Annotated in this window: 21 protein-coding genes; 7 read left to right on the top strand and 14 right to left on the bottom strand. The window is 72.7% G+C overall.

Annotation, left to right across the window (positions count from 1 at the left end; translation table 11 throughout):
• Positions 1-219 precede the first annotated feature (219 nt).
• The 8 genes from ACZ466_RS47160 to ACZ466_RS47125 all read right to left on the bottom strand — a co-directional run bounded on the left by ACZ466_RS47160 (position 220) and on the right by ACZ466_RS47125 (position 9,018).
• Positions 220-1,314: a PrpF domain-containing protein gene (locus ACZ466_RS47160; RefSeq protein WP_378284993.1), complete on the bottom strand. Its 1,095-nt coding sequence runs from the start codon at positions 1,312-1,314 to the stop codon at positions 220-222.
• A 35-nt stretch (positions 1,315-1,349) separates the two neighbouring features.
• Positions 1,350-2,171, bottom strand: coding sequence for an N-acyl homoserine lactonase family protein (locus ACZ466_RS47155; RefSeq protein WP_378284992.1), 822 nt, complete (start codon positions 2,169-2,171; stop codon positions 1,350-1,352).
• Between the two features lie 18 nt (positions 2,172-2,189).
• Complete coding sequence (locus tag ACZ466_RS47150) at positions 2,190-3,056, bottom strand: NAD(P)-dependent oxidoreductase (protein ID WP_378284991.1); 867 nt, start codon at positions 3,054-3,056, stop codon at positions 2,190-2,192.
• The gene (locus ACZ466_RS47145; RefSeq protein ID WP_378284990.1) at positions 3,053-3,925 is read right to left on the bottom strand and encodes an isocitrate lyase/PEP mutase family protein; all 873 of its coding nucleotides are present in this window, start codon (positions 3,923-3,925) and stop codon (positions 3,053-3,055) included. Before ACZ466_RS47145 ends, ACZ466_RS47150 begins: the two co-directional genes overlap by 4 nt.
• Positions 3,922-5,415: an FAD-dependent tricarballylate dehydrogenase TcuA gene (gene tcuA / locus ACZ466_RS47140; RefSeq protein WP_378284989.1), complete on the bottom strand. Its 1,494-nt coding sequence runs from the start codon at positions 5,413-5,415 to the stop codon at positions 3,922-3,924. The genes ACZ466_RS47145 and tcuA overlap by 4 nt, the downstream gene beginning before the upstream one ends.
• Positions 5,412-6,734, bottom strand: a complete 1,323-nt coding sequence (locus ACZ466_RS47135; RefSeq protein WP_464041985.1) for an MFS transporter — start codon at positions 6,732-6,734, stop codon at positions 5,412-5,414. The genes tcuA and ACZ466_RS47135 overlap by 4 nt, the downstream gene beginning before the upstream one ends.
• A gap of 65 nt (positions 6,735-6,799) precedes the next feature.
• Positions 6,800-8,263 carry an aldehyde dehydrogenase gene (locus tag ACZ466_RS47130; RefSeq protein WP_378284987.1) on the bottom strand — a complete coding sequence of 488 codons (1,464 nt, stop codon included), beginning with the start codon at positions 8,261-8,263 and terminating at the stop codon, positions 6,800-6,802.
• Entirely contained in the window at positions 8,260-9,018 is a 759-nt protein-coding gene (locus ACZ466_RS47125; RefSeq protein WP_378284986.1) for a GntR family transcriptional regulator, read from the bottom strand. Before ACZ466_RS47125 ends, ACZ466_RS47130 begins: the two co-directional genes overlap by 4 nt.
• Before the next feature lie 258 nt (positions 9,019-9,276).
• Here ACZ466_RS47125 and ACZ466_RS47120 point away from each other — a divergent pair, with 258 nt between their 5' ends.
• The 5 genes from ACZ466_RS47120 (at position 9,277) to ACZ466_RS47100 (ending at position 13,818) form a co-directional block, all read left to right on the top strand.
• A complete protein-coding gene (locus ACZ466_RS47120; RefSeq protein WP_378284985.1) occupies positions 9,277-10,989 on the top strand; it encodes a sensor histidine kinase in 1,713 nt (570 codons plus the stop codon).
• A gap of 91 nt (positions 10,990-11,080) precedes the next feature.
• Positions 11,081-11,494, top strand: a complete 414-nt coding sequence (locus ACZ466_RS47115) for a roadblock/LC7 domain-containing protein (RefSeq protein WP_378284984.1) — start codon at positions 11,081-11,083, stop codon at positions 11,492-11,494.
• Positions 11,491-11,853: a DUF742 domain-containing protein gene (locus ACZ466_RS47110; protein WP_378284983.1), complete on the top strand. Its 363-nt coding sequence runs from the start codon at positions 11,491-11,493 to the stop codon at positions 11,851-11,853. The genes ACZ466_RS47115 and ACZ466_RS47110 overlap by 4 nt, the downstream gene beginning before the upstream one ends.
• On the top strand, positions 11,834-12,475 hold the full coding sequence (locus tag ACZ466_RS47105; protein WP_378284982.1) for a GTP-binding protein: 642 nt from the start codon (positions 11,834-11,836) through the stop codon (positions 12,473-12,475). The genes ACZ466_RS47110 and ACZ466_RS47105 overlap by 20 nt, the downstream gene beginning before the upstream one ends.
• Positions 12,472-13,818 (top strand): cytochrome P450, encoded by a 1,347-nt coding sequence (locus tag ACZ466_RS47100; protein ID WP_378284981.1) that lies wholly within the window; start codon positions 12,472-12,474, stop codon positions 13,816-13,818. Before ACZ466_RS47105 ends, ACZ466_RS47100 begins: the two co-directional genes overlap by 4 nt.
• On the opposite strand, the gene ACZ466_RS47095 is transcribed toward ACZ466_RS47100, so the two are convergent.
• The 6 genes from ACZ466_RS47095 to ACZ466_RS47070 all read right to left on the bottom strand — a co-directional run bounded on the left by ACZ466_RS47095 (position 13,802) and on the right by ACZ466_RS47070 (position 20,474).
• Positions 13,802-15,001: a cytochrome P450 gene (locus tag ACZ466_RS47095; protein ID WP_378285043.1), complete on the bottom strand. Its 1,200-nt coding sequence runs from the start codon at positions 14,999-15,001 to the stop codon at positions 13,802-13,804. The two genes, ACZ466_RS47100 and ACZ466_RS47095, sit on opposite strands and share 17 nt — an antisense overlap.
• 225 nt (positions 15,002-15,226) lie before the next feature.
• Positions 15,227-15,838 carry a hypothetical protein gene (locus tag ACZ466_RS47090; protein WP_378284980.1) on the bottom strand — a complete coding sequence of 204 codons (612 nt, stop codon included), beginning with the start codon at positions 15,836-15,838 and terminating at the stop codon, positions 15,227-15,229.
• 177 nt (positions 15,839-16,015) lie between these two features.
• On the bottom strand, positions 16,016-16,750 hold the full coding sequence (locus ACZ466_RS47085) for an SRPBCC family protein (RefSeq protein ID WP_378284979.1): 735 nt from the start codon (positions 16,748-16,750) through the stop codon (positions 16,016-16,018).
• Between the two features lie 46 nt (positions 16,751-16,796).
• A complete protein-coding gene (locus ACZ466_RS47080) occupies positions 16,797-17,282 on the bottom strand; it encodes a (2Fe-2S)-binding protein (protein ID WP_378284978.1) in 486 nt (161 codons plus the stop codon).
• Positions 17,275-18,150, bottom strand: coding sequence for an FAD binding domain-containing protein (locus ACZ466_RS47075; RefSeq protein ID WP_464041984.1), 876 nt, complete (start codon positions 18,148-18,150; stop codon positions 17,275-17,277). The genes ACZ466_RS47080 and ACZ466_RS47075 overlap by 8 nt, the downstream gene beginning before the upstream one ends.
• Positions 18,147-20,474: a xanthine dehydrogenase family protein molybdopterin-binding subunit gene (locus ACZ466_RS47070; RefSeq protein WP_378284976.1), complete on the bottom strand. Its 2,328-nt coding sequence runs from the start codon at positions 20,472-20,474 to the stop codon at positions 18,147-18,149. The genes ACZ466_RS47075 and ACZ466_RS47070 overlap by 4 nt, the downstream gene beginning before the upstream one ends.
• 245 nt (positions 20,475-20,719) lie before the next feature.
• Here ACZ466_RS47070 and ACZ466_RS47065 point away from each other — a divergent pair, with 245 nt between their 5' ends.
• Together ACZ466_RS47065 and ACZ466_RS47060 are read left to right on the top strand one after the other, a co-directional pair.
• A complete protein-coding gene (locus ACZ466_RS47065) occupies positions 20,720-21,325 on the top strand; it encodes a TetR/AcrR family transcriptional regulator (RefSeq protein ID WP_378284975.1) in 606 nt (201 codons plus the stop codon).
• Positions 21,326-21,728: 403 nt separating this feature from the next.
• Positions 21,729-22,565, top strand: coding sequence for a mycofactocin-coupled SDR family oxidoreductase (locus ACZ466_RS47060; protein WP_378284974.1), 837 nt, complete (start codon positions 21,729-21,731; stop codon positions 22,563-22,565).
• Positions 22,566-22,600: the final 35 nt, after the last annotated feature.

The following is a 22,600-nucleotide window of genomic DNA, read 5'->3' as shown; positions in this document are numbered from 1 at the left end:
CCATATCGGAAGTGTCGCAGACAGATCCCGCTTTCTGCAACTATCACATTGATATTCAAGACTCGCATTTTGGCACCATTTATGGGATGCCCAAATCGAGGAGAGAAAGGCAATGGGAGGGCAAAAACCGGCCGTCTACCAGGCCCGATCTCGGTGCTTCCGCCGTCCCGGTCACCGAATAAGGGACACCCGGCGACGACCGGCGCGAGGGGCCACCGTTCAGCCGGCCGGGCCGTCGTCGACCGCGTAGACCGAGCCCGCCATGAGCCGGCGGGCGGTCCGGATCGCGCCGACCGAGCGCACGGGCGGGTCGGCGGCGGGGGCGACGTCGGCGAGCACCTCGACGACCCCTCGCGGATGCCTGACGCGAACGCTCTCCCCGCTCACGCCGCGTGCCGCGCCCGACGGGACGGTGCCCGGCAGGCGCACCGCGGCGGCCAGGCACAGCGCCCCCGTCATCGGCAGCGCGTGGTGGATCTTGCCCATGGAGACGCCGAGCGCGGCGATGTGGTGGTCTCCGTCCGCCGGCTCGGCGACGAGCACGATGCGCGGCACGATCGGTGAGAGCCGGGCCGCCTCCCGCGGTGAGGCGGCGCGTCCGAGCGCGACCGCCGCCTCACCGCGCAGCCGCTCCACCCGGGCCAGGAGCGCGCCGTCCTGGTTGAGCGCGGGCGGGCTCGCGTCGCGCAGGTCCACCGCGAGGTCCTCGGCACGGGCGAACACGTAGGGGTGGGTGACGTCCAGGATCGTCACCTCGACGGGCCCGTCCTCGCCGTCCAGCTCCTGCGCCGGCGCGGACGCCGGGAAGCACGGCCCGAGGCCGACGTACCGGGTGACGACCGGCGCGCCGGGACGCCGGATGCCCGGGATGCGGTGCGTCCCCTCGGCGAGCGCGCGCCCGTCGCGCACCGGCACCTCGGCCAGGATCCGCACGCCGGTGTTGCCGTTGCGCATCCGCACCCGCGTCACCGGCTCGACGGCCTCCACCAGTCCTTCGTCGACCGCGAAGGGCCCGACGGCCGAGGTGAGGTTGCCGCAGTTGCCCGACCAGTCCACGATCGGCTGGTCCACCCCGACCTGGGCGAACCAGTAGCACACATCGTCGCCGCCGCTTCCGGGCTCGACCACGACGACCTTGCTGGTGCTGGAGTGCGTGCCGCCGAGGCCGTCGATCTGCATCGGGTCGGGGCTGCCCATGAGGTCGAGCACGAGCGCGTCCCGTGCGGGGCCGGGCGGCGGCAGGTCGCGCGCGTGCAGGAACAGGCCCTTGCTCGTGCCGCCCCGCATCAGCACGGCCGGGATGGCCTTCGCCATGAGCCGTCACCCCCTTCGTCCGCTCCGGAATCCTGTCATGCGATCCGGACGGCCCTGCCCTCCAGGCCGTCGACCGGTTCGAACCTGGTCAGCACCTCGGGATCGTGCCCGGGCACGATCAGCTCGGGCGAGCCGGCCAGGCGGCGCATGAGGTCGAAGGTGTCGTACATCGCGGGCAGTTCGGTGAGGACGCCGAACGGGGCGTCGTCCTCGACGTTGGCGTACAGGTGCGAGGCGTCGGCCGCCAGCACGACGGTCCCGCGCCCGGTGGCCACGCTGACGATCTGCATCCCGGCGGTGTGCCCGCCGACGTGGTGGACGCGCACGCCGGGCACCACCTCGTGCTCGCCGTCCACGTACAGCAGCCGCCCGTCGAGCCCGTACCCGGCCAGCCGCTCGATGTCGTCGCGCTCGACGAGCCTGCGGAACTCGCGGCGCGCGGCGTGCCTGCCGGTCCAGAACGCCATCTCCCTGCCCTGGACGACGAACCTGGCGTCGGTGAACGCCCCCAGGTCGCCGACGTGGTCGTAGTGGAAGTGGGACAGGATCACGTAGGGCACGGCGGCGCAGTCGGTGCCGAGCCCGGCCAGGGCCTCCGACGGGGCGCACCAGTGCTCGCGGCGGCGGCGCGCCGCCGTCTCGGCCGTGAACCCCGCGTCCACCACGATGTCGTGGCCGGGCGACCGGATGAGCCAGACGAAGTAGTCGAGTTGGACGGGCCGGTCCATCGGCTCGGCCGCCGATCCGTAGAAGTAGTCCCCGTGCTTGCCGCCGGGGTGCTGGCCGAACTTGATCGCGTAGACCTCGTGCGCCGTGGTCGCCGCGGTCGCCGTGGTCGTGGTCTCGCTGCCGCTCACTGCCACCTCACTGCCACCTCACTGATCGATCACCCGCACGACGACGGTGTGGTACTCCTCCTCGTGCCCCGCCCCGCACGCGGCGTCGAGCAGCTCGTGCGCGAGCAGGGCGGCGGGCAGCCGCAGGCCGGCCTGCTCGGCCAGGTCGAGGGCGTACCCGATGTCCTTGCGCATGTAGGAGGCGGGGAAGGCGCCGCGGGGGTGGGTGTCGGGCAGCAGCGCCTTGCGGCCGTGGTTGTCCAGGGCGAAGCTGGCGGCCGATCCGGCGGCCAGCGCGTCGAAGAGCGTCTCGTCGCCGACCAGCCCGGTGCGCCTGGCCAGCGTGACCGCCTCGGCCAGCGCCACGACGGTCTCGAAGACGACCAGGTTGTTCACCAGCTTGACCAGGGCGCCCGCGCCGGGCGGTCCGCAGTGCCGCACCTCCGTCGCCATGCAGCGCAGGTAGGGCTCGACGCGGTCGAAGGCGGCGGCGTCGGGAGCGCCGACGGTGATGCTCAGGGTGCCGTCGACGGCCGCCTGCCTGGTCCGTGCGACGGGCGCGTCGAGAAACAGGACGTCCTGTTCGGCCAGGGTGGCGGCCAGACGCTGGGCCAGCTGGACGGGCGAGGTGCTCAGGTCGACCACGGTCTGCCCCGGGCGGGCGTGCGGCAGCAGCTCGTTCAGGACGACGTCCTCGACCTGCGGCCCGCCGGGCAGCGACAGGAAGACGACGTCGGCGCGTTCGGCCACCTCCGCCGCCGAAGCCGCCCGCTCCGCCCCTGCGGCCTCCAGTGCCTGCGCGTTCACGTCGAACGCGGTCACCGGGACGCCCGCGCGGCGCACGAGGTTGCGGCACATCGGCCCGCCCATGACGCCGAGGCCGATGAAGCCGAGTCTGGTGCTCATGACGTTCCCTCCTCCGGGGACGGGGTGGCGTAGCGGGCCTCGAGCTCCTCGAACTCGGCCCGCCGGACCAGGCGCTGCCGCTCCTCCCAGCTCGCGAGCCGCTCCTCTCCCGGGACGGTGCCGGCGCGCAGCGTCCGCAGCGCGTCCTGGACGCCCTTCAGCCCGGCCAGCAGCGGCAGGTTGGCGTGCAGCACGATCGCGAACCCCAGCTCGCGCAGCCGCCGCTCGGGCAGCATGGGCGTGACGCCGCCGTGCACCAGGTTGATGACCTGCGGCCCGCGCACCCTGGCCGCGACGGCCTCGACCTCGGCCTCCGACCGCGGCGCCTCGACGAACACCACGTCGGCGCCGGCGTCGCGGTAGGCGTTGGCGCGGTCGCACGCCTCGTCGAGCCCGGCGACGGCGCGCGCGTCGGTGCGCGCGACGATCAGGGTGCCGTCGTCGCGCCGGGCGTCCACCGCGGCGCGGATCTTGGCGATCATCTCCGCGGCCGGGACGACGCCCTTGCCCGCGAAGTGGCCGCACCGCTTGGGGAAGGTCTGGTCCTCGATCTGGATCGCGGCGGCACCGGCGCGCTCCAGGTCCCGCACGGTGCGGCGGACGTTGATCGGGTTGCCGAACCCGGTGTCGGCGTCGACGATCAGCGGCACGCTCACCGCCTCGCGGATCGCCGCCACGTGCGCGAGCATCTCGCCGAAGGTCAGCAGGCCGATGTCGGGCACCCCGAGGTGGGTGTTGGCCACGCCGGCGCCGGTGACGTAGAGGCTCTCGAACCCGCAGTCCTCGATCACCCGGGCGGTCAGGGCGTTCGCGGCGCCGGGCACGACCAGCGGCCGTCCCGCGCCGAGCAGCGCGCGCAGGCCGCTCATCCGGCGGCCCCGGTCGCGCGGGCCGCGGCGTTCTCCCCGGCGATCCTGCCGAACACCGCGCCGCGCACGAGACCGGAGCCCGCGGCGTAGTTGTGGTAGAAGAAGTCGCCCGCGATCTCCCCGGTGGCGTACAGGCCGGGCATCGGGCGGCCCGTCGTGTCCAGCACGCGGCCCGCGGTGTCGATCTTCAGACCGCCGTAGGTGAAGGTGATGCCGCAGGTGACCGCGTAGGCCGTGAACGGCGGCTCGTCCACGGTCTGCGCCCAGTTCGACTTGGGCGGCTGCCCCTGCGGCCCGGCCGCGACACCGTCCTTGCGCATCGGGTCGAACCGGGATCCGGCGTCGGCGGCGACGGCCGTGTTGAACGCCGACACGGTCTCGGCCAGCGCGTCCGCCGGGACGCCGAGCTTTCCGGCCAGTTCGGCGAGCGTGCCCGCCTGGACGGGCGTGCCGGTCCTGTACCGGGGCTCGAGGAGATGGGCGGTCTTCCGGTCGAACACCTGGTAGGCGACACCGCCGGTCTGCCGCATGATCGCCGCGCCGGTCTTGGCGTAGGTCAGCCAGACCTCGTTCTCGCCCTCGTCGACGAAGCGCCTGCCCTCGCCGTTGACCAGGATCGCGTACGGGTAGGAGTAGCGGCTCAGCTTGTCGGTCATGCGCAGGTCGCCCACGGGCGGGTGCGCGGCGTCCTGCGGGCTGGCGTGGCAGCCGCCCCAGTGCCCGGCGGGCTGCGCGCCGGCCAGCAGCGCCTGGGTGAGCATCGTGCCCATGTTGTAGCGGGTGCCGCGCACCCTGACCAGGTCCCAGCCCGGGCCGAGGTAGCGCAGCCGCATCTCGGGGTTGGCCTCGAACCCGCCGCTGGCGAGGACGACGGCGCCGCGGACCTCGTCGACGCCGTCCTCGCGGTGCACCAGGACGCCGTCGACGGCGGCGCCCCTGGTGATGAGGCCGGCGGCGGGCGCTCCGTACCGGATCTCGATGCCGGCGCGCTCGACGGCGGCGAACAGCCGCTCCATCAGCCCCACGCCCTCGCCCTTGGCGCGGATCGCGCCGCCGGGCGGCAGCTCGTGGACGCCGTCGAGGTTGTCCAGGTCGAAGAGCTTGTTGGCGGTCAGCTCCCACTCCACGCCCTGGCGCCGCATCCATTCGAGGGTCTCGAAGGAGCGGTCGACGACGGTGTCCACCAGGTCGCGCGGCGGGCGGCCCATGGCGGCGGCCAGCCACTCCTCGGCGTAGCGCCGCCTGGTGTACGGCCCGACCGACACCCTTCGCAGCACCTTCTCGTCCGAATCGGCCAGCAGCGGGCGCAGCGACTCCAGGCCGTCGTGGGCGGCGCGGAAGATGCCGCCGGAGAAGCGGCTGTTGCCGCCGCGCTCCTCCTCCGGGGCGGCCTCCAGCACGATCACGCGGGCGCCCGCCTCGTGCGCGGCCAAAGCGGCCACCAGCGCCGCGTTGCCCGCGCCGACGACGACGACATCGGTCTCCGTCATGGACAAGACATCTTCCTTTCGGTGGGGAGAGGGGAGGGCGGCGAGCCGGCGAGCCCGGCGCGCGAGGTCTCGGGCGCCGCGTACACGGCCACCGCGCTGATCAGGGCGGTGAGCGCCATGTACCCGGCGAAGTACCACGGCCGGCCGTCGCCGAACCCGACGAGCGCGGTGGCGATCATCGGCAGCGGCCCGCCGAACAGCGCGCCCGCCACCTGGTAGCCCAGGGACAGGCCGGTGTAGCGGACCGAGGTCGGGAACAGCTCGGAGAAGAAGCTCGCCTGCGTGCCGTACACGGCCGAGTGCCCGAGGCCCATGCAGACGGCGATGCCGGCGAACAGCGCCGGCCCCGAGCCCCCGTCGATCAGCCAGAAGAACGGGAACGTCGTCGCCGCGAGGAAGGCCAGGCCGCCGAGGTAGACCGGCCGCCTGCCGACCCGGTCGGACAGGTGGGCGAACGCGGGCAGCGTGCACGTCTCGATCAGCGCGGCGACGCTGACCGCCACCAGCACCAGGCCGGTGGAGTAGCCGAGCGTCGAGGTCGCGTAGGTCAGGATGAACGTGGCGAAGGTGTAGAAGTAGGTGTTCGGCGCGATGTGCGCGGCGATGAGCAGCGCGATCCTGCGCGGGTGGCGGCTGACGGCCTCGACCAGCGGCACCCGCACGACCTCCCGGGCCTGCTTGGCGTCCTCGAAGGCGGGGCTCTCCACGATCCGCATCCTGATCACGAGCCCGACCAGGACGAGCACGAAGCTGAGCAGGAACGGCACCCGCCAGCCCCACGCGTGGAAGGCGTCCTCGGGCAACGCGGTGAAGAAGGCGTAGAAGACGCCCGTGCCGAGCACGAGCCCGGCGGGCACGCCCATCTGCGCCCAGCTCGCCGCCAGCCCGCGCCGCCCGTCGCGGGCGTGCTCCACGGCCAGGACGACGGCGCCGCCGTACTCGCCGCCGACCGCCAGCCCCTGGACGACGCGCAGCGCCACCAGCAGGACGGGCGCGGCGACGCCGATGCTCGCGTACGTCGGCAGGACGCCGATGAGCATGGTCGCCACGCCCATGCCCACGACGGTGACGACGAGCATCGTCTTCCTGCTGGCCCGGTCGCCGAAGTGCCCGGCCAGCACGCCGCCGAGGGGGCGGGCCAGCCAGCCGGTGGCGAACGTGGCGAAGGCGAGCATGGTGCCCGCGGCAGGCGAGAACTCGGGGAAGAACAGCTCGTTCAGGACGAGGGCCGCCGAGGTCCCGTAGATGAAGAAGTCGTACCACTCGACGGTGGTTCCGATCAGGGTCGCGAGCGCGACGCGCCGGCTCTGTCCGGACATGAGTCACCTCGGTAAGGGGGTGGGGCGAGGCTCTCGGAGGTGGGGAGGGGCGGGGGGTAAGGGGGTCAGGTGCGGATGGAGAACGGGTCCCTGGCGGCGCCGGAATAGTCGATCATCACGTTCTGGACGTAGGTGTACTCGGCGAGCGCCTCCTCGCCGCGCTCGCGGCCGTACCCGCTGCGCTTGACGCCGCCGAACGGGGCCTGCGCGGCGGTGGCGCGGTAGGTGTTGACCCAGACCGACCCGGCCTCCAGGCGTTCGGTGACGCGGTGCGCGCGGTCGATGTCGCCGGTCCAGACCCCGGCGGCCAGGCCGTAGTCGATGTCGTTGGCGATCCGGACGGCCTCGTCCTCGTCGTCGAACGGGATGATCGACAGCACCGGGCCGAAGATCTCCTCGGCGGCGACGCGCATGCCGGGCGACACGTCCCCGAAGACGGTCGGCCGGATGAACAGCCCCTCGCCCGCGCCCTCGGCGGGGCCGCCGCCGGTGAGCAGGGCGGCGCCCTCGTCGCGTCCGGCCTCGATCAGGGCGAGGATCCGGTCGAACTGGGGACGGTTGGCCACCGGGCCCATCTCCGTGCCGGGGTCGAGCGGGTCGCCCAGCCGGATCCGGCCGGCCCGCTCCACGATGGCGCCGGCCACCCGCTCGTACACGGGCCGGTGCACCAGCAGCCGGGAGCCGGCGATGCAGGTCTGCCCCGCCGCGCCGAAGATCCCGGCCACCGCGCCGACGACCGCGCGGTCGAGGTCGGCGTCCGCGAAGACGATGTTGGGCGACTTGCCGCCGAGTTCGAGCGTGAGCGGGACCAGCCGGCGGGCGGCGGCCTCCGCCACCCGGGTGCCCGTCGCGCTGCCCCCGGTGAAGCTGATCTTGCCGATGCCCGGATGCCCGGTCAGCGCGTCGCCGACCGCGCCGTCGCCGGTGACGACGTTGACCACGCCGGGCGGGAAGCCCGCCTCGGCGGCCAGCAGGCCGAGCTCGCAGGTGGTCACCGACGCGTGCTCCGACGGTTTGACCACCACGGTGTTGCCCGTGGCGAGCGCCGGGGGCAGCTTGTTGGCCAGCAGCGCGATGGGCGAGTTCCAGGCGGTCACGAGCCCGGCGACGCCGTACGGGCGGCGGCGGGTGAAGTCGAACATGCCCGGATGGTCGAGCGGCACCGTCCGGCCGTAGAGCTTGTCGGCGTACCCGGCGAAGAACCGCAGGTTGCGCGCGGCGAAGCCCATCTGGTTGCGGGTCTCGCGGATGACCTTCCCGTTGTCGCGGGTCTCCATCTCGGCGATGGCGTCGGCCCGGGACTCCAGCAGGTCGGCCAGGGCGGTCATCAGCCGGGCGCGCTGCACGCCCGGGGTGGTCCGCCACGTGTCGTGGAACGTCCGGGTCGCCGCCTCCACGGCCCGGTCGACGTCACCGGTGGTCGCGGTGGGCACGGTCGCCCAGGCCTGGCCGGTGTAGGGGTTGAACGATTCGAAGCGGGCGGTGCCGTCCTCCGGAGCACCGTCGATGACCATGCGCGCGTGCTTCACGGCCGGGTCCCCTCCTGCCCGCCGAGGTCCAGGCGCCGGTCGCCGGTCGCCCTGGGCTCGCCGCCCGTCCCTTCGATCAGCTGCCTGACGCTCCGCCGGGACGACTCCAGGTGGGCGTGCATGGCCGCGCCGGCCGCCTCCGGGTCGCGTGCGCGTATCGCCTCGTAGATGCGCAGGTGCTCCTCGTAGGCGGCCTGAGCCCGCCCCGGCACCTCGCCCGAGCGCGCCCGGGCGAGCTGGAACTGCGTCGCCACGCTCCGGGCCGTCTCCACCAGCTTCAGGTTGCCGCTCATGTCGAGGACCTGCTGATGGAAGTCAAGGTCGCGGGGGTAGGAGTGATCGGGGTCGGCCAGGGCCTCCCTCGTGCTGGCCAGCAGCCGCTCCAGCGCGTCGAGCAGGGCGTCGTCCGCGCGCTCGGCGGCCAGCGCGGCCGCCTTGCACTCCAGCGCCTGCCGCACCTCGGCGAGCTGGTCGATGGTGTCGGCGTCGAAGGTGGCCACGAACATGCCGCGGCCCGGAACCGCGCGCACGATGCCCTCGGCGGCCAGCGCCTGCAGCGCCTCCCGGATCGGCGACCGGCTGATCGACAGCGTCTCGGCGAGGTTCAGCTCGTTCAGCCGCTCCCCCGGCCCGAACCGTCCGGAGAGGATGAGCTGCCGGATGATCACGGCGACCTCGTCGGCGAAGCGGCGGGCCTGGAACACCGAGCTGTCGAAGCCTTCCGGCAGTCCCTTGCGGTCACGTGCGGGCGACATTGAACCTGCCAATCTGTCGTCTGTCGACAGACGACAAAGTAACCCAGCGCCCCCCTCGTCACAAGAGCTGATCGTGATCCGGGTCCGCGGACCCTTAGGGGACGTATCGGAAGGGACGATTCAAAGTCGGTTTCTCCGAGAATTCCGGCATGCCGATCCGCGGGTGATGCATCATGGTCACCGATCTTTCTCGGCACGGGACGCCCGTCGTCCGGGCCCGTCGTGACCTTCCGCCCGCACCCTTCCCAAGGATGATGGATGTCAGTACAGGCAGGCCGGTCCGGCAACGACCGAGCGGCCTTGGGACGTGCCCTGTTGACCTGGTCGGCCGCGGCGCTCGTCGCCGGAGTCGCCTGGGTCGCGGTCTACCTGACGTCCGGGTCCCCCGATCCGCTGCTGGGCCTGTACGGCGGCGTGGCGGGCCTGGCGTTCAGCCTGGCGGTCGCGGCGGCGGTCTACTTCGCCGAGCGCGCCCGCCGGATCGGCACCGTGCTGGCGGGGGTGGAGAGCGACGGAGAGCGGCTGGACCACCGGCTCCGCGAACTGGTGGACGGTCCGCTGCCCGTGCTGGTCGCCCGGCTGAGGAAGGGGATGGAGCCGGAGGCCGCGCTGACCGGGTTCCCGGCCGTGCCCGACCCCGTGCTCAGGCGCCTGCTGCACCTCGTCGTCGACGGCGTCGCGTCGGGCACGCGCGAGGCGGAGGCGGCGCGGAAGGAGGCGGCCGCGCTGGCGGACGAGGCGGTCTGGCTGGCCGACACGGCGATCCCCGAGGTGGTCGGCCGGCTGCGCGGCGGCAAGTCCTCGGCCCCCGCGGCGCTCGCCGAGCTTCCCGAACCCCGGCACGAGGCCGCGCGCCGGGTGCTGGGCCGGTTCGCCGACGAGCTGGCCTCCGGGGAGCGCACCAGCGCCGCCGCCATGGGCGCCTGCGCGAACGCGGCGGCGCGGATCCAGGCGCAGACGACCCGGATGCTCGCCCAGCTGCGCGAGCTCGAGGACCGCCACGGCGACGACCAGGTCTTCGGCGACCTGCTCGCCCTCGACCACGACGTCTCGCAGCTGGGCCGGCTGGCCGACAGCATCGCGCTGCTCAGCGGCGGCCGGTCGGGGCGGCGCTGGACCAAGCCGATCGTCATGGAGAGCATCGTGCGCGGCGCCATGGGCCGGATCAGCGCCTACCGGCGCGTCCAGTACCACTCGACGGGCAACGCCGCGGTCGCCGGGTTCGCCGCCGAGGGCGTGATGCACGCGCTGGCCGAGCTCATGGACAACGCGGCCAACTTCTCCCCGCGCGGCAGCGTGGTGCACGTGTACGTCGAGGAGGAGGACGCCGGGGTCGTGGTCATGATCGAGGACGCCGGGCTGGGCATGCGGCGGCGCGAGCGCGAGCGCGCCGAGCGGCTGGTCTCCGAGGCGGCCGACCTCACCTCGATCCCCGGGACGCGGCTGGGCCTGGCGGTGGTGGGCCGGCTGGCCCGCAAGCACGACCTGCGGGTCAGCTTCCGGCCCTCCTCGCGCGGCGGCATCGGCGTGGTCGTCCTGGTCCCGAGCAAGCTCATCACGCACGTCGCGGTGGAGGCGCCGTTCCCCGAGCACGGCCCGGCCGTGACCGGCCGGGCGGGCGGCCACAGCTCGGGGGCGTTCCCCGTCTCGCCGCCCGCCGGCACCGGTGAGAGCCGGATCTCCGTCCCGGCCGACCCGGGCGGCGACGCCGATCTGCCCAAACGCCGGAGGGGAGCCGCCCTCGCCAAGGCCCCGGGCACGAGCGCCCCGGACGCCGCCGTGCCGCGCGCCCGCGACACCGGCACCCGCTTCGCGGCGTTCCGCCAGTCGGCCTCCGGGCGCGGCCGCACCACCGACGGCGCGGCCGGCCGGCACGCGCAGAAACAGGACGAGCAGAAACAGGACGAGCAGGGACGGCACGCGCAGGAAGGGGACGCGCAGGGACGGTCCGGCGCGGACCCGGATTCCTAGAGCGCGCGTGCGCGACCGCCGCGCGACGCTCACATGACAGGACGACTGAGGGGAGGAGGGGCGCAGCCGACCGGCCGCGTCCCGGAAACCGATGAGCACCGATCAGCGCGACCTCGACTGGCTGCTGGCGACCCTCGTGGACCGCGCGCCCGGCGTACGGCACGTCCTGGTGCTGTCCAAGGACGGCCTGAAGATCTGCCACACGCCGGGGCTCGACGAGGACAAGGCCGACCAGCTGTCGGCCATCGCCTCGGGCATCCAGAGCCTGTCGCTGAGCGCCTCCGGGGAGTTCGGCAACGGGATCGGCGCGGGCCAGTCCATGGTGGAGTTCCCCGGCGGGGTGCTGCTCATCGTGCCCGCGGGCCAGGGCGCCCACCTGGCCGTGGTCGCCGACGAGATCGCCGACGTGGGGCTGGTGGGCCACAGCATGCACGAACTGGTCGAGCAGATCGGCGGCTACCTGACCGCGGCGCCGCGCACTCCCGGACCCGACGCGCACCCATGAACCCGCGTCCGCTGGACAAGGAGAACCCCGACCGGCTCTACACCGTGACGGGCGGGCGCAGCCGCGTCGAGGGCGACGAACTCGACGTGGTCTCGCTGATCGTCGCCGAGGACGACCCGGTGCCCGGCATGCAGTCCGAGCACGCCGCGATCCTGCGGCTGTGCCGGCACAGCCCGGTCGCGGTCGTCGAGCTGTCCTCCCATCTGGAGATGCCGGTGAGCGTGGTGAAGATTCTGCTGCTGGACCTGCGGGACGCCGGCCGCGTCACCGTCCGCCACCCGTCCTCGGCCGCCGCGCCCGCGCACACGGCCGACCTGGAAACGCTGAAGCAGGTGCTCGTTGGACTCCAAGACCTCTGATCCCGCCGCGGGCCCGCGGTCCGGCCCGCTCCCGGGCACGCCGCTGCGCCGCACCGTCCGGGACGCCTCCAAGATCGTGATCGTCGGCGGATTCGGCGTCGGCAAGACCACCATGGTCGGCTCGGTCAGCGAGATCCGCCCGCTCAGCACCGAGGAGGTCATGACCAAGGCCGGCGTCGGGATCGACGACCCCAGCCAGGTCGCGCACAAGAGCACCACCACGGTCGCGTTCGACTTCGGCCGGATCACGCTGAACGCGCAGCGGGTCCTCTACCTGTTCGGGGCACCGGGCCAGGAGCGGTTCTGGTTCCTGTGGGACCAGCTGTTCTCCGGCAGCCTGGGCGCGGTGGTGCTGGTCGACACCCGCCGGCTGGAGGACTCCTTCTACTGCCTGGACCGGCTGGAGGCGCACGGGATGCCGTTCGTGGTCGCGGTCAACCGGTTCGCCGGGCCCCGGCCCCCGATCGAACGGGTCCGCGACGCGCTCTCGCTGCCCGACGGCATCCCGCTGGTCGACTGCGACGCGCGGGCGCGGGAGTCGTCCAAGACCGTGCTGATCACGCTCGTCCGCCACCTCGCCCGCCTCCAGGACCCGACGGCCTTCGAGGAGATCGCGCCGTGACCGAACGCACCGATCCGTCCGCGCAGGACGGCCTTCCGCACCCGCCCACCGCGACGGCCGCCGGCCCGGGCGCGGGCCTCGAGGTCGAGCCGGTCAGGCTGACCGGGACGGGTGTCGCCCGCGAGCCCGAGGCCTTCTACCACCGGCTGCGGCACGAGTACGGCCCGGTGGTGCCCGTCCTGCTGGACGGCGACGTGCCCGCGTGGTTCGTGGCGGGCTACCGGGAGATCCACCACATCACCAGCAACCCCCGGCTGTTCGCGCGCGACTGCCGGCGCTGGAACGCCTGGGACCAGGTGCCCGACGACTGGCCGCTGATGCCCTACGTCGGCTGGGCCCCGTCGGTGATGTTCGCCGAGGGCGAGGAGCACCAGCGGCGGGCGGGTGCGATCGGCGACGCGCTGGACGCCGTCGACCGCACCGAACTCGCCCAGATCTGCGAGGAACTCGCCGACGGCCTCATCGACGGGTTCGCCGGCGACGGGCGGGCCGACCTGATCGCGCAGTATTCGCACCGGATCCCGCTGCTGGTCATCGCCCGCCTCTTCGGGCTGCCCGACGCCGACGTGCCGGCCCTGGTCCAGGACGTGGCCGAGTCGCTGAACGTCGACGCCGACGCGGCCGCCGCCCACCAGCGCATCCAGGAGCGCATGCGGCGGCTGGTGACCGAACGGGAGCGGCGGCCGGGACCGGACGTCCCGTCCCGCCTGCTGGGCCACCCGGCCGGGCTCACCGCCGAGGAGGTGACCATCGACCTGCTGGTGGTGATGGCCGCGGCGCAGCAGCCCACCGGCAACTGGATCGGCAACACCCTGCGGCTGATGCTCGTCGACGACCAGTTCTCGATGGAGTTGCAGGGCGGCCGCAACAGCGTCGACCAGGCGCTCACCCAGGTGCTGTGGGAGGACACCCCCACCCAGAACTTCATCGGCCGCTGGGCGGTGCACGCCTGCCGGCTCGGCGGCCGCGACATCCGCGCCGGCGACCTGCTGGTCCTGGGCCTGGCGGCGGCCAACACCGACCCCTCGGTGCGGCCGGCCGAGCGCGGTGACCCGGGCAACCGCGCGCACATGTCGTTCGGGCACGGCGAGCACGGCTGCCCCTTCCCCGCCCCCGAGCACGCCGAAGTGATCGCCAAGGTGGCCATCGAGGTGCTGCTCGACCGGCTGCCCGACATCGAGCTGGCCGTCCCGGACCGGACGCTGGAATGGCACGCGTCGCTGTGGATGCGCGGGCTGCATTCGCTGCCCGTCGCGTTCACCCCGGCCGCCGACCAGCTCGGCGGGACGAGCCCGCTCGCCCCGCCGCCCTTCGTCCCGCCCGAGGTCACGCCGCAGGCGTGAACTCCAGCGGCAGCGCCCCCGGGCCGCGGGTGAACACCCCGCGCTCGACCGGCGCCGCCCCTTCGGCCAGCCGCACGTCCGGCATGGCGTCCAGCAGCATGTTCGCGCCGACCTCCACCTCGGTCTTGGCCAGCAGCGCCCCCACGCAGAAGTGGCGGCCCAGCGCGAAGGCCAGGTGGTCGGCCGCGGCCGAGAACGCGTTGGTGGTGGTCAGGTCGCTCCGGAAGAGGTCGAAGCGATCGGGGTCGGCGTAGCGGTCGGGGTCGCGGTTGGCCGCGCCGATCAGGGCGGTGACGGTGCTGCCGGCGGGAATCGCGACGCCGCTCAGCTCGACGTCCTCGGCCGGCTGCCGCATGATCATGTGGACCGGCGGCGTGAAGCGCAGCGTCTCGGCGAACGCCTGCGGGATCAGGCCGCGGTCCTCCCGCACGGCGGCGAGCTGGTCGGGGTGGGCGAGCAGGTTGGCGAACAGCGCGGAGATGGCCTTGTCGGTGGTCTCCCCGCCCGCCGCGAGCAGCAGGCTGACGAACGCCTTGATGTCCTCGTCGCTCATCCGGGTGCCGTCGACCTCCGCCAGGCACAGCTTCGACAGCAGGTCGTCGCCCGGGTCCTCCCGGCGGCGGGCGATGATCGGCAGCATGTAGGCGGCCAGCTCGTCGCGGGTGCGCACGCCCGCGGCGGCCACGTCCGGGTCCTGGGTGAGGTTGCCCAGGAATGCGATGATCGAGGTGTACCACTTCTGGAACCGGGCGTGGTCGGCCTGGTCGAGCCCCAGCATGTCGACGATCACGTTGATCGGGAAGTGGGTGCTGAACTGGCCGACCAGCTCGACCCGGCCGTCGGCCCGGAACGCGTCGATCAGCGTGCGCGCGTTCCGCTCGATCACCGGCAGGAACCTCTCCTGCAGCTCGCTCCCGCGGAAGGCGGGGGCGACCAGCCCGCGGCGCACCGCGTGCTCCCGGCCGCTGAGCTGGAGGATGGTGCGGCCGTGCACCGGCTCGAGCTGCCAGTCGTAGTTGGCGGTGGTGAAGATCTGGTCGCGGAAAGCGCGTGACACATCCTCGTAGCGCGACACGACATAACTCTGCGTGCCCTCGTGCCAGTAGACCGGGGCATTCTCGCGGAATATCCGGTAGGCCGCGTAGGGATCGGCGGCGAACTCGGCTGACACGATGTCGGGCATCTCTGGAATCACGGTCACGCGCAACGCTCCTGGCAGACGGTCCGGACAAACGTTCCATTCCGAGCCTAGGGAGGCATCGCCCGGCACATCCACGGTTCGATCTTGATCGTTGTTTCGGTCACAAAAGCAGCATGACCGAAACCGGGCGCCGTCGACGCCCGCGGCGCGGCCGACAGGCCGGGGCCGCGAAGGGCCCCGGCCTGGTCCGGTCCGCGCGGCCCGGCGTCAGATACGGCGGTTGATCGTGGTGGAGGGATCGATCTGGAAGCTCCCCGAGATCCCCGGGGACTGGCCGTTCTGGAAGGGGAAGCAGGTCGCGTTCGAGATGACGAGGCTCCCGCTGTCCTCCGGCTCGTCGATCGTCAGGGTATCCGTGAAGTTGTTGTAGGTCCCGTGCAGCGTCCCGGTGACGCGCCAAACGCACCCGGGGCCGGAGAACCGTAGCCCGAAATCGGTGATCCTGATGTCGACGATGCCACCGGACTGGGAGTCGGCGTAGACCTTCCAGGCGCTGAGCATCTCCACGTTGAGCGTCAGCCCGAGAGGACCTTGGGCGCCGTTACAGGTCAGGTAGTTCAGATAGCCCACACGGTCGAGCCCCGGATCCGGGACTCCGCCGATCGGCTGATCGTCGAAAAGGTCGCCTTCGACGAAGGGCTGCTGGATAATGATCGTGGCGCCGTTGTTGGTGACCTGGAGACTGTTGCCGTAAAGCACGACCTCGCCGCCCGGAACGACGTCCCAGTTGCCGTCCAGGGCGCGGGCGGGAACGGCGGACAGGCCGACGACCAGAGCGATCGTCAGGGCGGCCGCCAGTATTCTTCTGATGTGGGCCATGTTCGCCTCCGGAGGCGTCCGTCTTGCCGGGGCGGGGCCGAAGGCTTTTCGGCAGGCCGCCATGACCGAGAGATTAAGCAGGTGCCATCGGCTCGACAAGAGGCGGGTCGCCGGGAATCGATAATGGCCGCATTCCTTGTCATCGCATGATGAGCCGGCGAGCGGGTTTTATCATGATCACCATGATCGATTCTTTTCGGGGAAATGCTCGCCGGTGGAGCCGGCCCGGTGGCCGAGGCGGCGGCGGAGCGCGAGGAGGAGCAGCAGCACGGCGGTCGCCGCGGCCACGGGGCCGACGCGCTTGATGATCCCGCCGCCCGCGGCGCCGAGAAGGTCGATCGGTTCGGCCGACGCACGGGAGGCGGGGGCGGCTCCGGCCGTGAGCGTGGAGGACTCCACGCGGCCGTCCCCGGTCGCCGGCAGGCCGGGGGCGTCCGCCCGGTCCGGCTCGGTGCCGCCGTCCGCGGAGCCCGCGGAGATCACCTCGGCGAGGTTGGCGGCGAACTGGCCGATGAGCGTGCCCGCCACCTCCGCCAGGGCGCCGCGGCCGAACTGGGCGGGTTTGCCGGTGATGGCGAGATCGGTCTCCACCAGGACGTCGGTCGCCCCGGCGGACTCCACGAGCCGGCAGGTGATGACGGCCTTCGCGGTGCCGTTGCCGCGGGTCTCGCGGCCGGTGGCCTCCAGGACCGCGACCCCGGCGTCCTCGTCCTGGGAGACGAAGGTGACGGTGCCGTTGTAGGTCAGGCCGATCGGGCCGAGCTTGACCTTGATCTTGCCGGTGTAGCGGTCGCCGTCGCGGGCGGTCAGGGTCGCCCCGGGCACGCAGGGGGCGATCCGCTCGATGTCGAGCAGAACCTTCCACGCCTCGGGCGCCGGCACGGGAATGCTGAGGCTGTTCTCCAGCTTCATCCGGATCCTTCTTGATGTCGGTGATGTCGGCGCCGGGAACGGGGGTTCACGCCTCGCCGGCGGTGGACGCGTCCGCCGCCGCCCGGACGGCCTTGAGGATTCCCTGGTAACCGGTGCAGCGGCACAGGTTGCCCGACAGGCCCTCCCGGATCTGGTCGTCGGTGGGATCGGGGTTGTCGCGCAGGAACGCCGTGGCGGAGACGATGAAGCCCGGGGTGCAGAATCCGCACTGGAGTCCGTGGTGTTCGCGGAAGGCGGCCTGCACCGGCGAGAGCTCGCCGTCCGGCGACGCGATGCCCTCGACGGTCGTGACGTCCGCGCCGTCGGCCTGCACCGCGAACACCAGGCAGGCGCGGACGGCCTCGCCGTCCACCAGGACCGTGCACGCGCCGCAGACCCCGTGCTCGCAGCCCAGGTGCGTGCCCGTCAGCCGGCAGCGCTCCCGGAGGAAGTCGGCGAGGGTGAGGCGGGGCTGCACGCTCGCGCGCCGCACCCTGCCGTTGACCTTCATCTCGATGTCGATCTCAGCCATCGCTCGCCTCCTGAAGGGCCTTCTGCCAGGCACGCGCCACCATCTCCGCGCCCACCCGCCTGCGGTAGGCGGCGGACCCGTGCAGGTCGGACGGGACCGAATCGAGCTCCGCCATGGCGGCCCGCCCGACCTCGCCGGGCGACGCGTCGGCGGCCGCGGATCCGGTCGCCGCCGACTCCGCGGCCGTGGCGCGCCGCGCCGCCGGGCCGAGGCCGAACAGTCCGATGCCGCACCGCCGGATCCGGGCGCCGTCGTCGAGCTCGATCGCGACGGCGGCGCCGGCCATGGCGAAGTCGCCGTGCCGGCGGGCGTACTCCTCGACGGCGAACCCGCGGCGGCCGCCGGCGACCGGGAAGGTGATCCCGGTCAGCAGTTCGTCGTCCGCCAGGTCGGTGCTCCACAGGCCGGTGAAGAAGCCGGTGGCGGGAATGGTCCGGCGCCCCCGGGGCGAGCACGCCTCCAGTCGCGCGTCGAGGGCCAGGGCCACCGCGGGGTATTCGGCGGCGGCGTCGGCGTGGGCGATCGAGCCGCCGATGGTGCCGCGGTTGCGGATCTGGAAGTGGCCGATCAGAGGGGTCGCGCGGGCCAGCAGCGGAACGGCCTCGGCGACCTCCGCGGACCGTTCGATCGCGGCCTGGGTCGTGCCGGCCCCGATCCACAGGGACCCGTCGCGCCGCTCGATGCCCCGCAGTCCCGCGACCCGGCGCAGGTCGACGAGGTGGTCGAAGGCCGCCAGCCGCAGGGCGAGCATGGGGGCCAGGCTCTGCCCTCCGGCGATCGCCTTGGCGTCCTCGCCCAGTTCGGCGAGCAGGCCGACCGCCTCCTCGATCGTCGCGGGCGCGTGATAGTCGAAAGGTGCCGGTTTCATCGCGCCTCGCTCACCAGGTCGGAGAGGAACGCGGGCGACAGCGGCAGTCGGGTGATCTTGACGCCGAGCGGCGCGAGCGCGTCGGCGACCGCGTTCACCACGGCGGGCGGCGAGCCGATCGCGCCGCCCTCGCCGACGCCCTTGTAGCCCCCCTGCCCCGGCCCCGGGGTCTCGATGTGGCCGTACTCGATGGTGGGCACCTCGGTGGTGGTCGGCAGCAGGTAGTCCATGAAGGTGGTGGTGAGCGGGTTGCCGTCCTCGTCGTAGTCGAAGTGCTCGTAGAGCGCGCCGCCGATCCCCTGCACGGTGCCGCCGGCGATCTGGCCCTCCACCACGTCCGGGTTGATCATCGGGCCGCAGTCCTCACTGACGATGTAGCGCAGCAGTCTCACCTCGCCCGTCACGACGTCCACCTCGCAGGTGCACACGTGCGTCGCGTTCGCCCAGATCATCGGGCTGCGCGCACGGTAGCGGCCGCTGGCCTCCAGGCCCGCCGGCACGCCGGGCGGCAGCTTCTCGGGCTGGAAGTAGGCGATGGCGGCGATCTCGGGGAAGGACAGCCCGATGTCGGGCGTGCCGCGCACATGGGCGCGCCCGCCTGCCAGCTCGATGTCCCCGGCGGCGGCCTCCAGGCGGTGCGCGGCGATCGCCACCATGCGCTCCCGCAGGACCGACGCGGTCTCGGCGATGGCGCCCGCGGTCATCGAACCGGAGCGGCTGCCGCCGGTGCCGCCGCCGAACGGGGTGATCGCCGTGTCCCCCTGGATGGTGTTGACGTCGGCGATGTCGGCTCCGAGCGCGTCGGCGGCGAGCTGGACGACGGTCGTCTCGAGGCTGTTGCCGGTCGATCCGCCCGCCACGTACACGTTGACCTTGCCCGAGGGCTCGATCCGGATCGTCGCGCCCTCGGTGGCGTGGAAGCCCATCCCGCTCGTGGTCGGCTCGACGTAGGTGCACGTGCCGACCCCGATGTGGCGGCCGGCGGCGCGCGCCCGCTCCTGCTCGCGCCGGAAGGCCCCGTAGTCCAGCATCTTGAGCGCCTGCTCGAAGGTCTCCAGCGGCGTGATGTCGCTGTAGGGCATGCCGTTGGGGTTCGCCACCGGCAGTTCGTCCCGGCGCAGCAGGTTGCGGCGGCGCAGTTCGACCGGGTCCATCCCCATCTCGCGCGCCGCGATGTCCAGGAGCACTTCGCGCGCCAGCGACTCGAACTGCCACGGGCCGCGGTAGGCCGTGCGGCCGGTGGTGTTGGAGAAGACCGACCTGCAGGAGAACGTGGCCTGGGGAACCCGGTAGGGCCCAGGGAAGAGCAGCCCGACGACGGCGGTCGTCTGCACCGGCCAGGGCACCGGGTAGGCGCCCGCGTCCTGCACGTGGTCGATCGCGGCGGCAAGGATCCGGCCGTCGGCGTCGAACGCGATCCGGGCGTCGGCGTGCTCGTGGCGGCCCTGTCCGGCCGAGATGAGGTTCTCCTGGCGGTCCTCGATCCACTTCAGCGGGGCAGGGACTTTTCGCGCGGCCAGCATGACGCACATGTCCTCGCGCTGAGGGAGGGCCTTCTGCCCGAACCCGCCGCCCGTGTCGCGCATCACGACCCGGATGCGGTGCTCGTCCAGCCCCAGCAGCCTGCTGCAGAACAGGCGCATCTCGTGCGGCACCTGGGTGGACGCCCAGATCGTCATCTCGCCGGTGGGCGGCGACCACTCCACGATCAGCCCGCGGGTCTCCATGGGCACGGCCGCGTACGCCTGCTGGTGGATCGTCTCCCGCGCCACGTGGGCCGCCTGGTCGAAGACCTCCGCGAGGCCGGCCGCCGGGCGTCCGGCGAGCTCGCCGACGAGGTTGCCGGGATGCCCGGCGTGCACGAGCTCCCCGGCCTGCTGGGCGGTGGCGTAGTCGACGACCGGCGGCAGCGGCTCGTAGTCGACGTAGACCAGTTCGGCCGCGTCCTCGGCGACGTAGCGGTCGTCGGCGACCACCAGCGCCACCGGGTCTCCCACGAACCGCGCCTCGCCCTCGGCCAGCGGGGGCCGCGGCGTGTCCGCGACATCGCGGCCGACCAGCGAGTACCAGGGATCACGCACGTCCGGGTTCAGGTCCTGCGCCGTGAAGACGGCGTGGACGCCGCGCAGGGCCAGCGCCTCGGAGGCGTCGATGCCGGCGATGCGGGCCCGTGCCATCGGGCTGCGGACGAAATGCGCGTGCAGCATGCCCGGGCGCACGACGTCGTCGACGAAGCCGCCGTGTCCGGTCAGCAGCCGCGGGTCCTCCACCCGGGGGACGCGCGCGCCGGCGTAGCGGGCGGCGCCCGCCTGCGGGCCGCTCACCGGCCCACCGCCGCCCCGACGTCCCCGATCATCCCCGCCGGCCGATCACCGCGAGAGACGAGCGTGATCCGTGTCACAAACAGATCCTCCGTTCACCTGGGACGCCTCCGCCCCCACCGGTCGCCCGGCGGGCGAGAAGCGCCCGGCAGTCCAGGGGCGACCGGCGGGGGTCCGTCCCGCCGGCACCGAATGCTGAACGACTGTGTAGCATCGCCCCGGGCGAACCGTCAAGGACAATGTGAGGCATGACCTCACCTCGCCGTAGGGGCACCGAGACCTCCAAGACGCGCTTCCTCCTCCTGGACACCGCCGAACGGCTGATGCTCGACGAGGGCTACGCCGCCGTCGGGATCCGGCGCGTGGCCCGGGAGGCCGACGTCACGCCGGCGCTGGTCAACTACTACTTCCCGTCACTGGACGAGCTCTTTCTCGCCGTGCTCCGGCGGCGCGCCGAGCAGGAGTTCGCGATGCAGTCGCGCGCCCTGGAATCCGACCAGCCCCTGCGGGCCCTGTGGAAGTACAGCAGCCATCCCGCCGGCGCGACGCTGATGATGGAGTTCACGGCCCTCTCCAATCACCGCAAGGTGATCCGCCAGGAACTGGCCAGTTACGCCGAACGGTTCCGCAACGCCCAGATCGAGTCCCTCGACGGGTACCTGAAAGAGCGCGGCATCGACACCGGCGAACTGCACCCGCTCGCCGTCCTGGTCGTGATCTCGGCCATCTCCCGGATCTTCGTCATGGAGCAGGCCATGGGGCTGACCACCGGCCACGCCGAGACCCTCGACCTGATCGAGCGGTCCGTGCTCCAGATCGACGGCCCGCCCGCACCGCCCAAGGAAGCGAAGTAACCCGGTTCCAGGAGGTCTCGCGGTCTCCGGGTGCGGCGGAATTCCTCTCGCCGCACCCGGATTCGTCAACACCGAGTGAGGTGCGGCCGGCGACCGGCGGCGGGCTGCCGGCCGGCTGAGCCGGGCATGCACAGGCCCACGTTTCCCAGGGCGCCGCAGGGCGGCTTCCCAGCACGACTCCACCCGTGAAGAGAGCGCGATCCGTGCTCGAACCATGGTTGACCCTGCCCGCGGCCTCATGTTACACAGTTGTTCAGCATCGCGGCGGGCCGGCACGCCGGCGCCCGCCCGCCATCGGGTCAGCGGCTCCTCGCGAGCCGATCCCCCTCCCCCGACCGTCCCTCTCCGACCGGCGCGACGCCCCCCGTCGACGTCCGGTCCCACTCAGGAAACGAGGTTCCCCATGCCTGGACGAGTCGAAGGCAAGGTCGCCTTCATCACCGGCGCGGCGCGCGGCCAGGGGCGCAGCCACGCGGTGCGGCTGGCCGAGGAGGGCGCCGACATCATCGCCGTGGACGTCTGCAAGCAGCTCGACGGCGTGACCTTCCCGATGTCGACCCCCGAGGACCTGGACGAGACGGTCGCCCAGGTGAAGGCGCTGGGCCGCCGCATCGTCGCCGTGCAGGCGGACGTGCGCGACTACGACGCGCTCAAGGCCGCGGTCGACGAGGGCGTGACCGAGCTCGGGCGCCTGGACATCGTGGTGGCCAACGCCGGTCTCGGCAGCGACGGCACCGTGCTCCACAAGATGACCGAGAAGACCTGGCGCGACATGATCGACGTCAACCTGACCGGCGTGTGGATCACCACCAGGGTGTCGACGCCGCACATCCTCGAGGGCGGCCGCGGCGGGTCGATCATCCTGACCAGCTCCGTCGGGGGGATCAAGGGCCACGCCCACATCGGCCACTACATCGCCGCCAAGCACGGCGTGGTCGGCCTGATGCGGACCCTGGCGGTGGAACTGGGCCAGTACAACATCCGGGTCAACACGGTGCACCCCAGCCAGGTGAACACGCCGATGGTGATGCACGAGGGCACGTACCGCATGTTCCGGCCGGACCTGGAGAACCCGACCATCGACGACTTCGCGGCGGTGTCGCAGGGCATGCACATCCTGCCCACCCCGTGGGTGGAGCCGCTCGACATCAGCAACGCGATCCTGTACCTGGCCTCGGACGAGGGCCGCTTCCTCACCGGCGTGACCCTTCCGATCGACGCCGGAGCCCTCCTCAAGTAGGCCGCCGCCAACGCCCACCGACCCCCGCCACCAGG

Source organism: Actinomadura rugatobispora (genome assembly GCF_055379765.1).
Note: the sequence above shows the minus strand (reverse complement) of the source record. Positions and strands in the feature narration are given on the sequence as shown.

Coding starts and splice junctions, on each gene's coding strand:
- ACZ466_RS47160 (WP_378284993.1), bottom strand. CDS start 1,314: ATGGCGAAGGCCATCCCGGCCGTGCTGATGCGGGGCGGCACGAGCAAG.
- ACZ466_RS47150 (WP_378284991.1), bottom strand. CDS start 3,056: ATGAGCACCAGACTCGGCTTCATCGGCCTCGGCGTCATGGGCGGGCCG.
- ACZ466_RS47145 (WP_378284990.1), bottom strand. CDS start 3,925: ATGAGCGGCCTGCGCGCGCTGCTCGGCGCGGGACGGCCGCTGGTCGTG.
- tcuA (WP_378284989.1), bottom strand. CDS start 5,415: ATGACGGAGACCGATGTCGTCGTCGTCGGCGCGGGCAACGCGGCGCTG.
- ACZ466_RS47135 (WP_464041985.1), bottom strand. CDS start 6,734: ATGTCCGGACAGAGCCGGCGCGTCGCGCTCGCGACCCTGATCGGAACC.
- ACZ466_RS47125 (WP_378284986.1), bottom strand. CDS start 9,018: ATGTCGCCCGCACGTGACCGCAAGGGACTGCCGGAAGGCTTCGACAGC.
- ACZ466_RS47120 (WP_378284985.1), top strand. CDS start 9,277: ATGTCAGTACAGGCAGGCCGGTCCGGCAACGACCGAGCGGCCTTGGGA.
- ACZ466_RS47115 (WP_378284984.1), top strand. CDS start 11,081: ATGAGCACCGATCAGCGCGACCTCGACTGGCTGCTGGCGACCCTCGTG.
- ACZ466_RS47110 (WP_378284983.1), top strand. CDS start 11,491: ATGAACCCGCGTCCGCTGGACAAGGAGAACCCCGACCGGCTCTACACC.
- ACZ466_RS47095 (WP_378285043.1), bottom strand. CDS start 15,001: ATGCCCGACATCGTGTCAGCCGAGTTCGCCGCCGATCCCTACGCGGCC.
- ACZ466_RS47090 (WP_378284980.1), bottom strand. CDS start 15,838: ATGGCCCACATCAGAAGAATACTGGCGGCCGCCCTGACGATCGCTCTG.
- ACZ466_RS47085 (WP_378284979.1), bottom strand. CDS start 16,750: ATGAAGCTGGAGAACAGCCTCAGCATTCCCGTGCCGGCGCCCGAGGCG.
- ACZ466_RS47080 (WP_378284978.1), bottom strand. CDS start 17,282: ATGGCTGAGATCGACATCGAGATGAAGGTCAACGGCAGGGTGCGGCGC.
- ACZ466_RS47075 (WP_464041984.1), bottom strand. CDS start 18,150: ATGAAACCGGCACCTTTCGACTATCACGCGCCCGCGACGATCGAGGAG.
- ACZ466_RS47065 (WP_378284975.1), top strand. CDS start 20,720: ATGACCTCACCTCGCCGTAGGGGCACCGAGACCTCCAAGACGCGCTTC.
- ACZ466_RS47060 (WP_378284974.1), top strand. CDS start 21,729: ATGCCTGGACGAGTCGAAGGCAAGGTCGCCTTCATCACCGGCGCGGCG.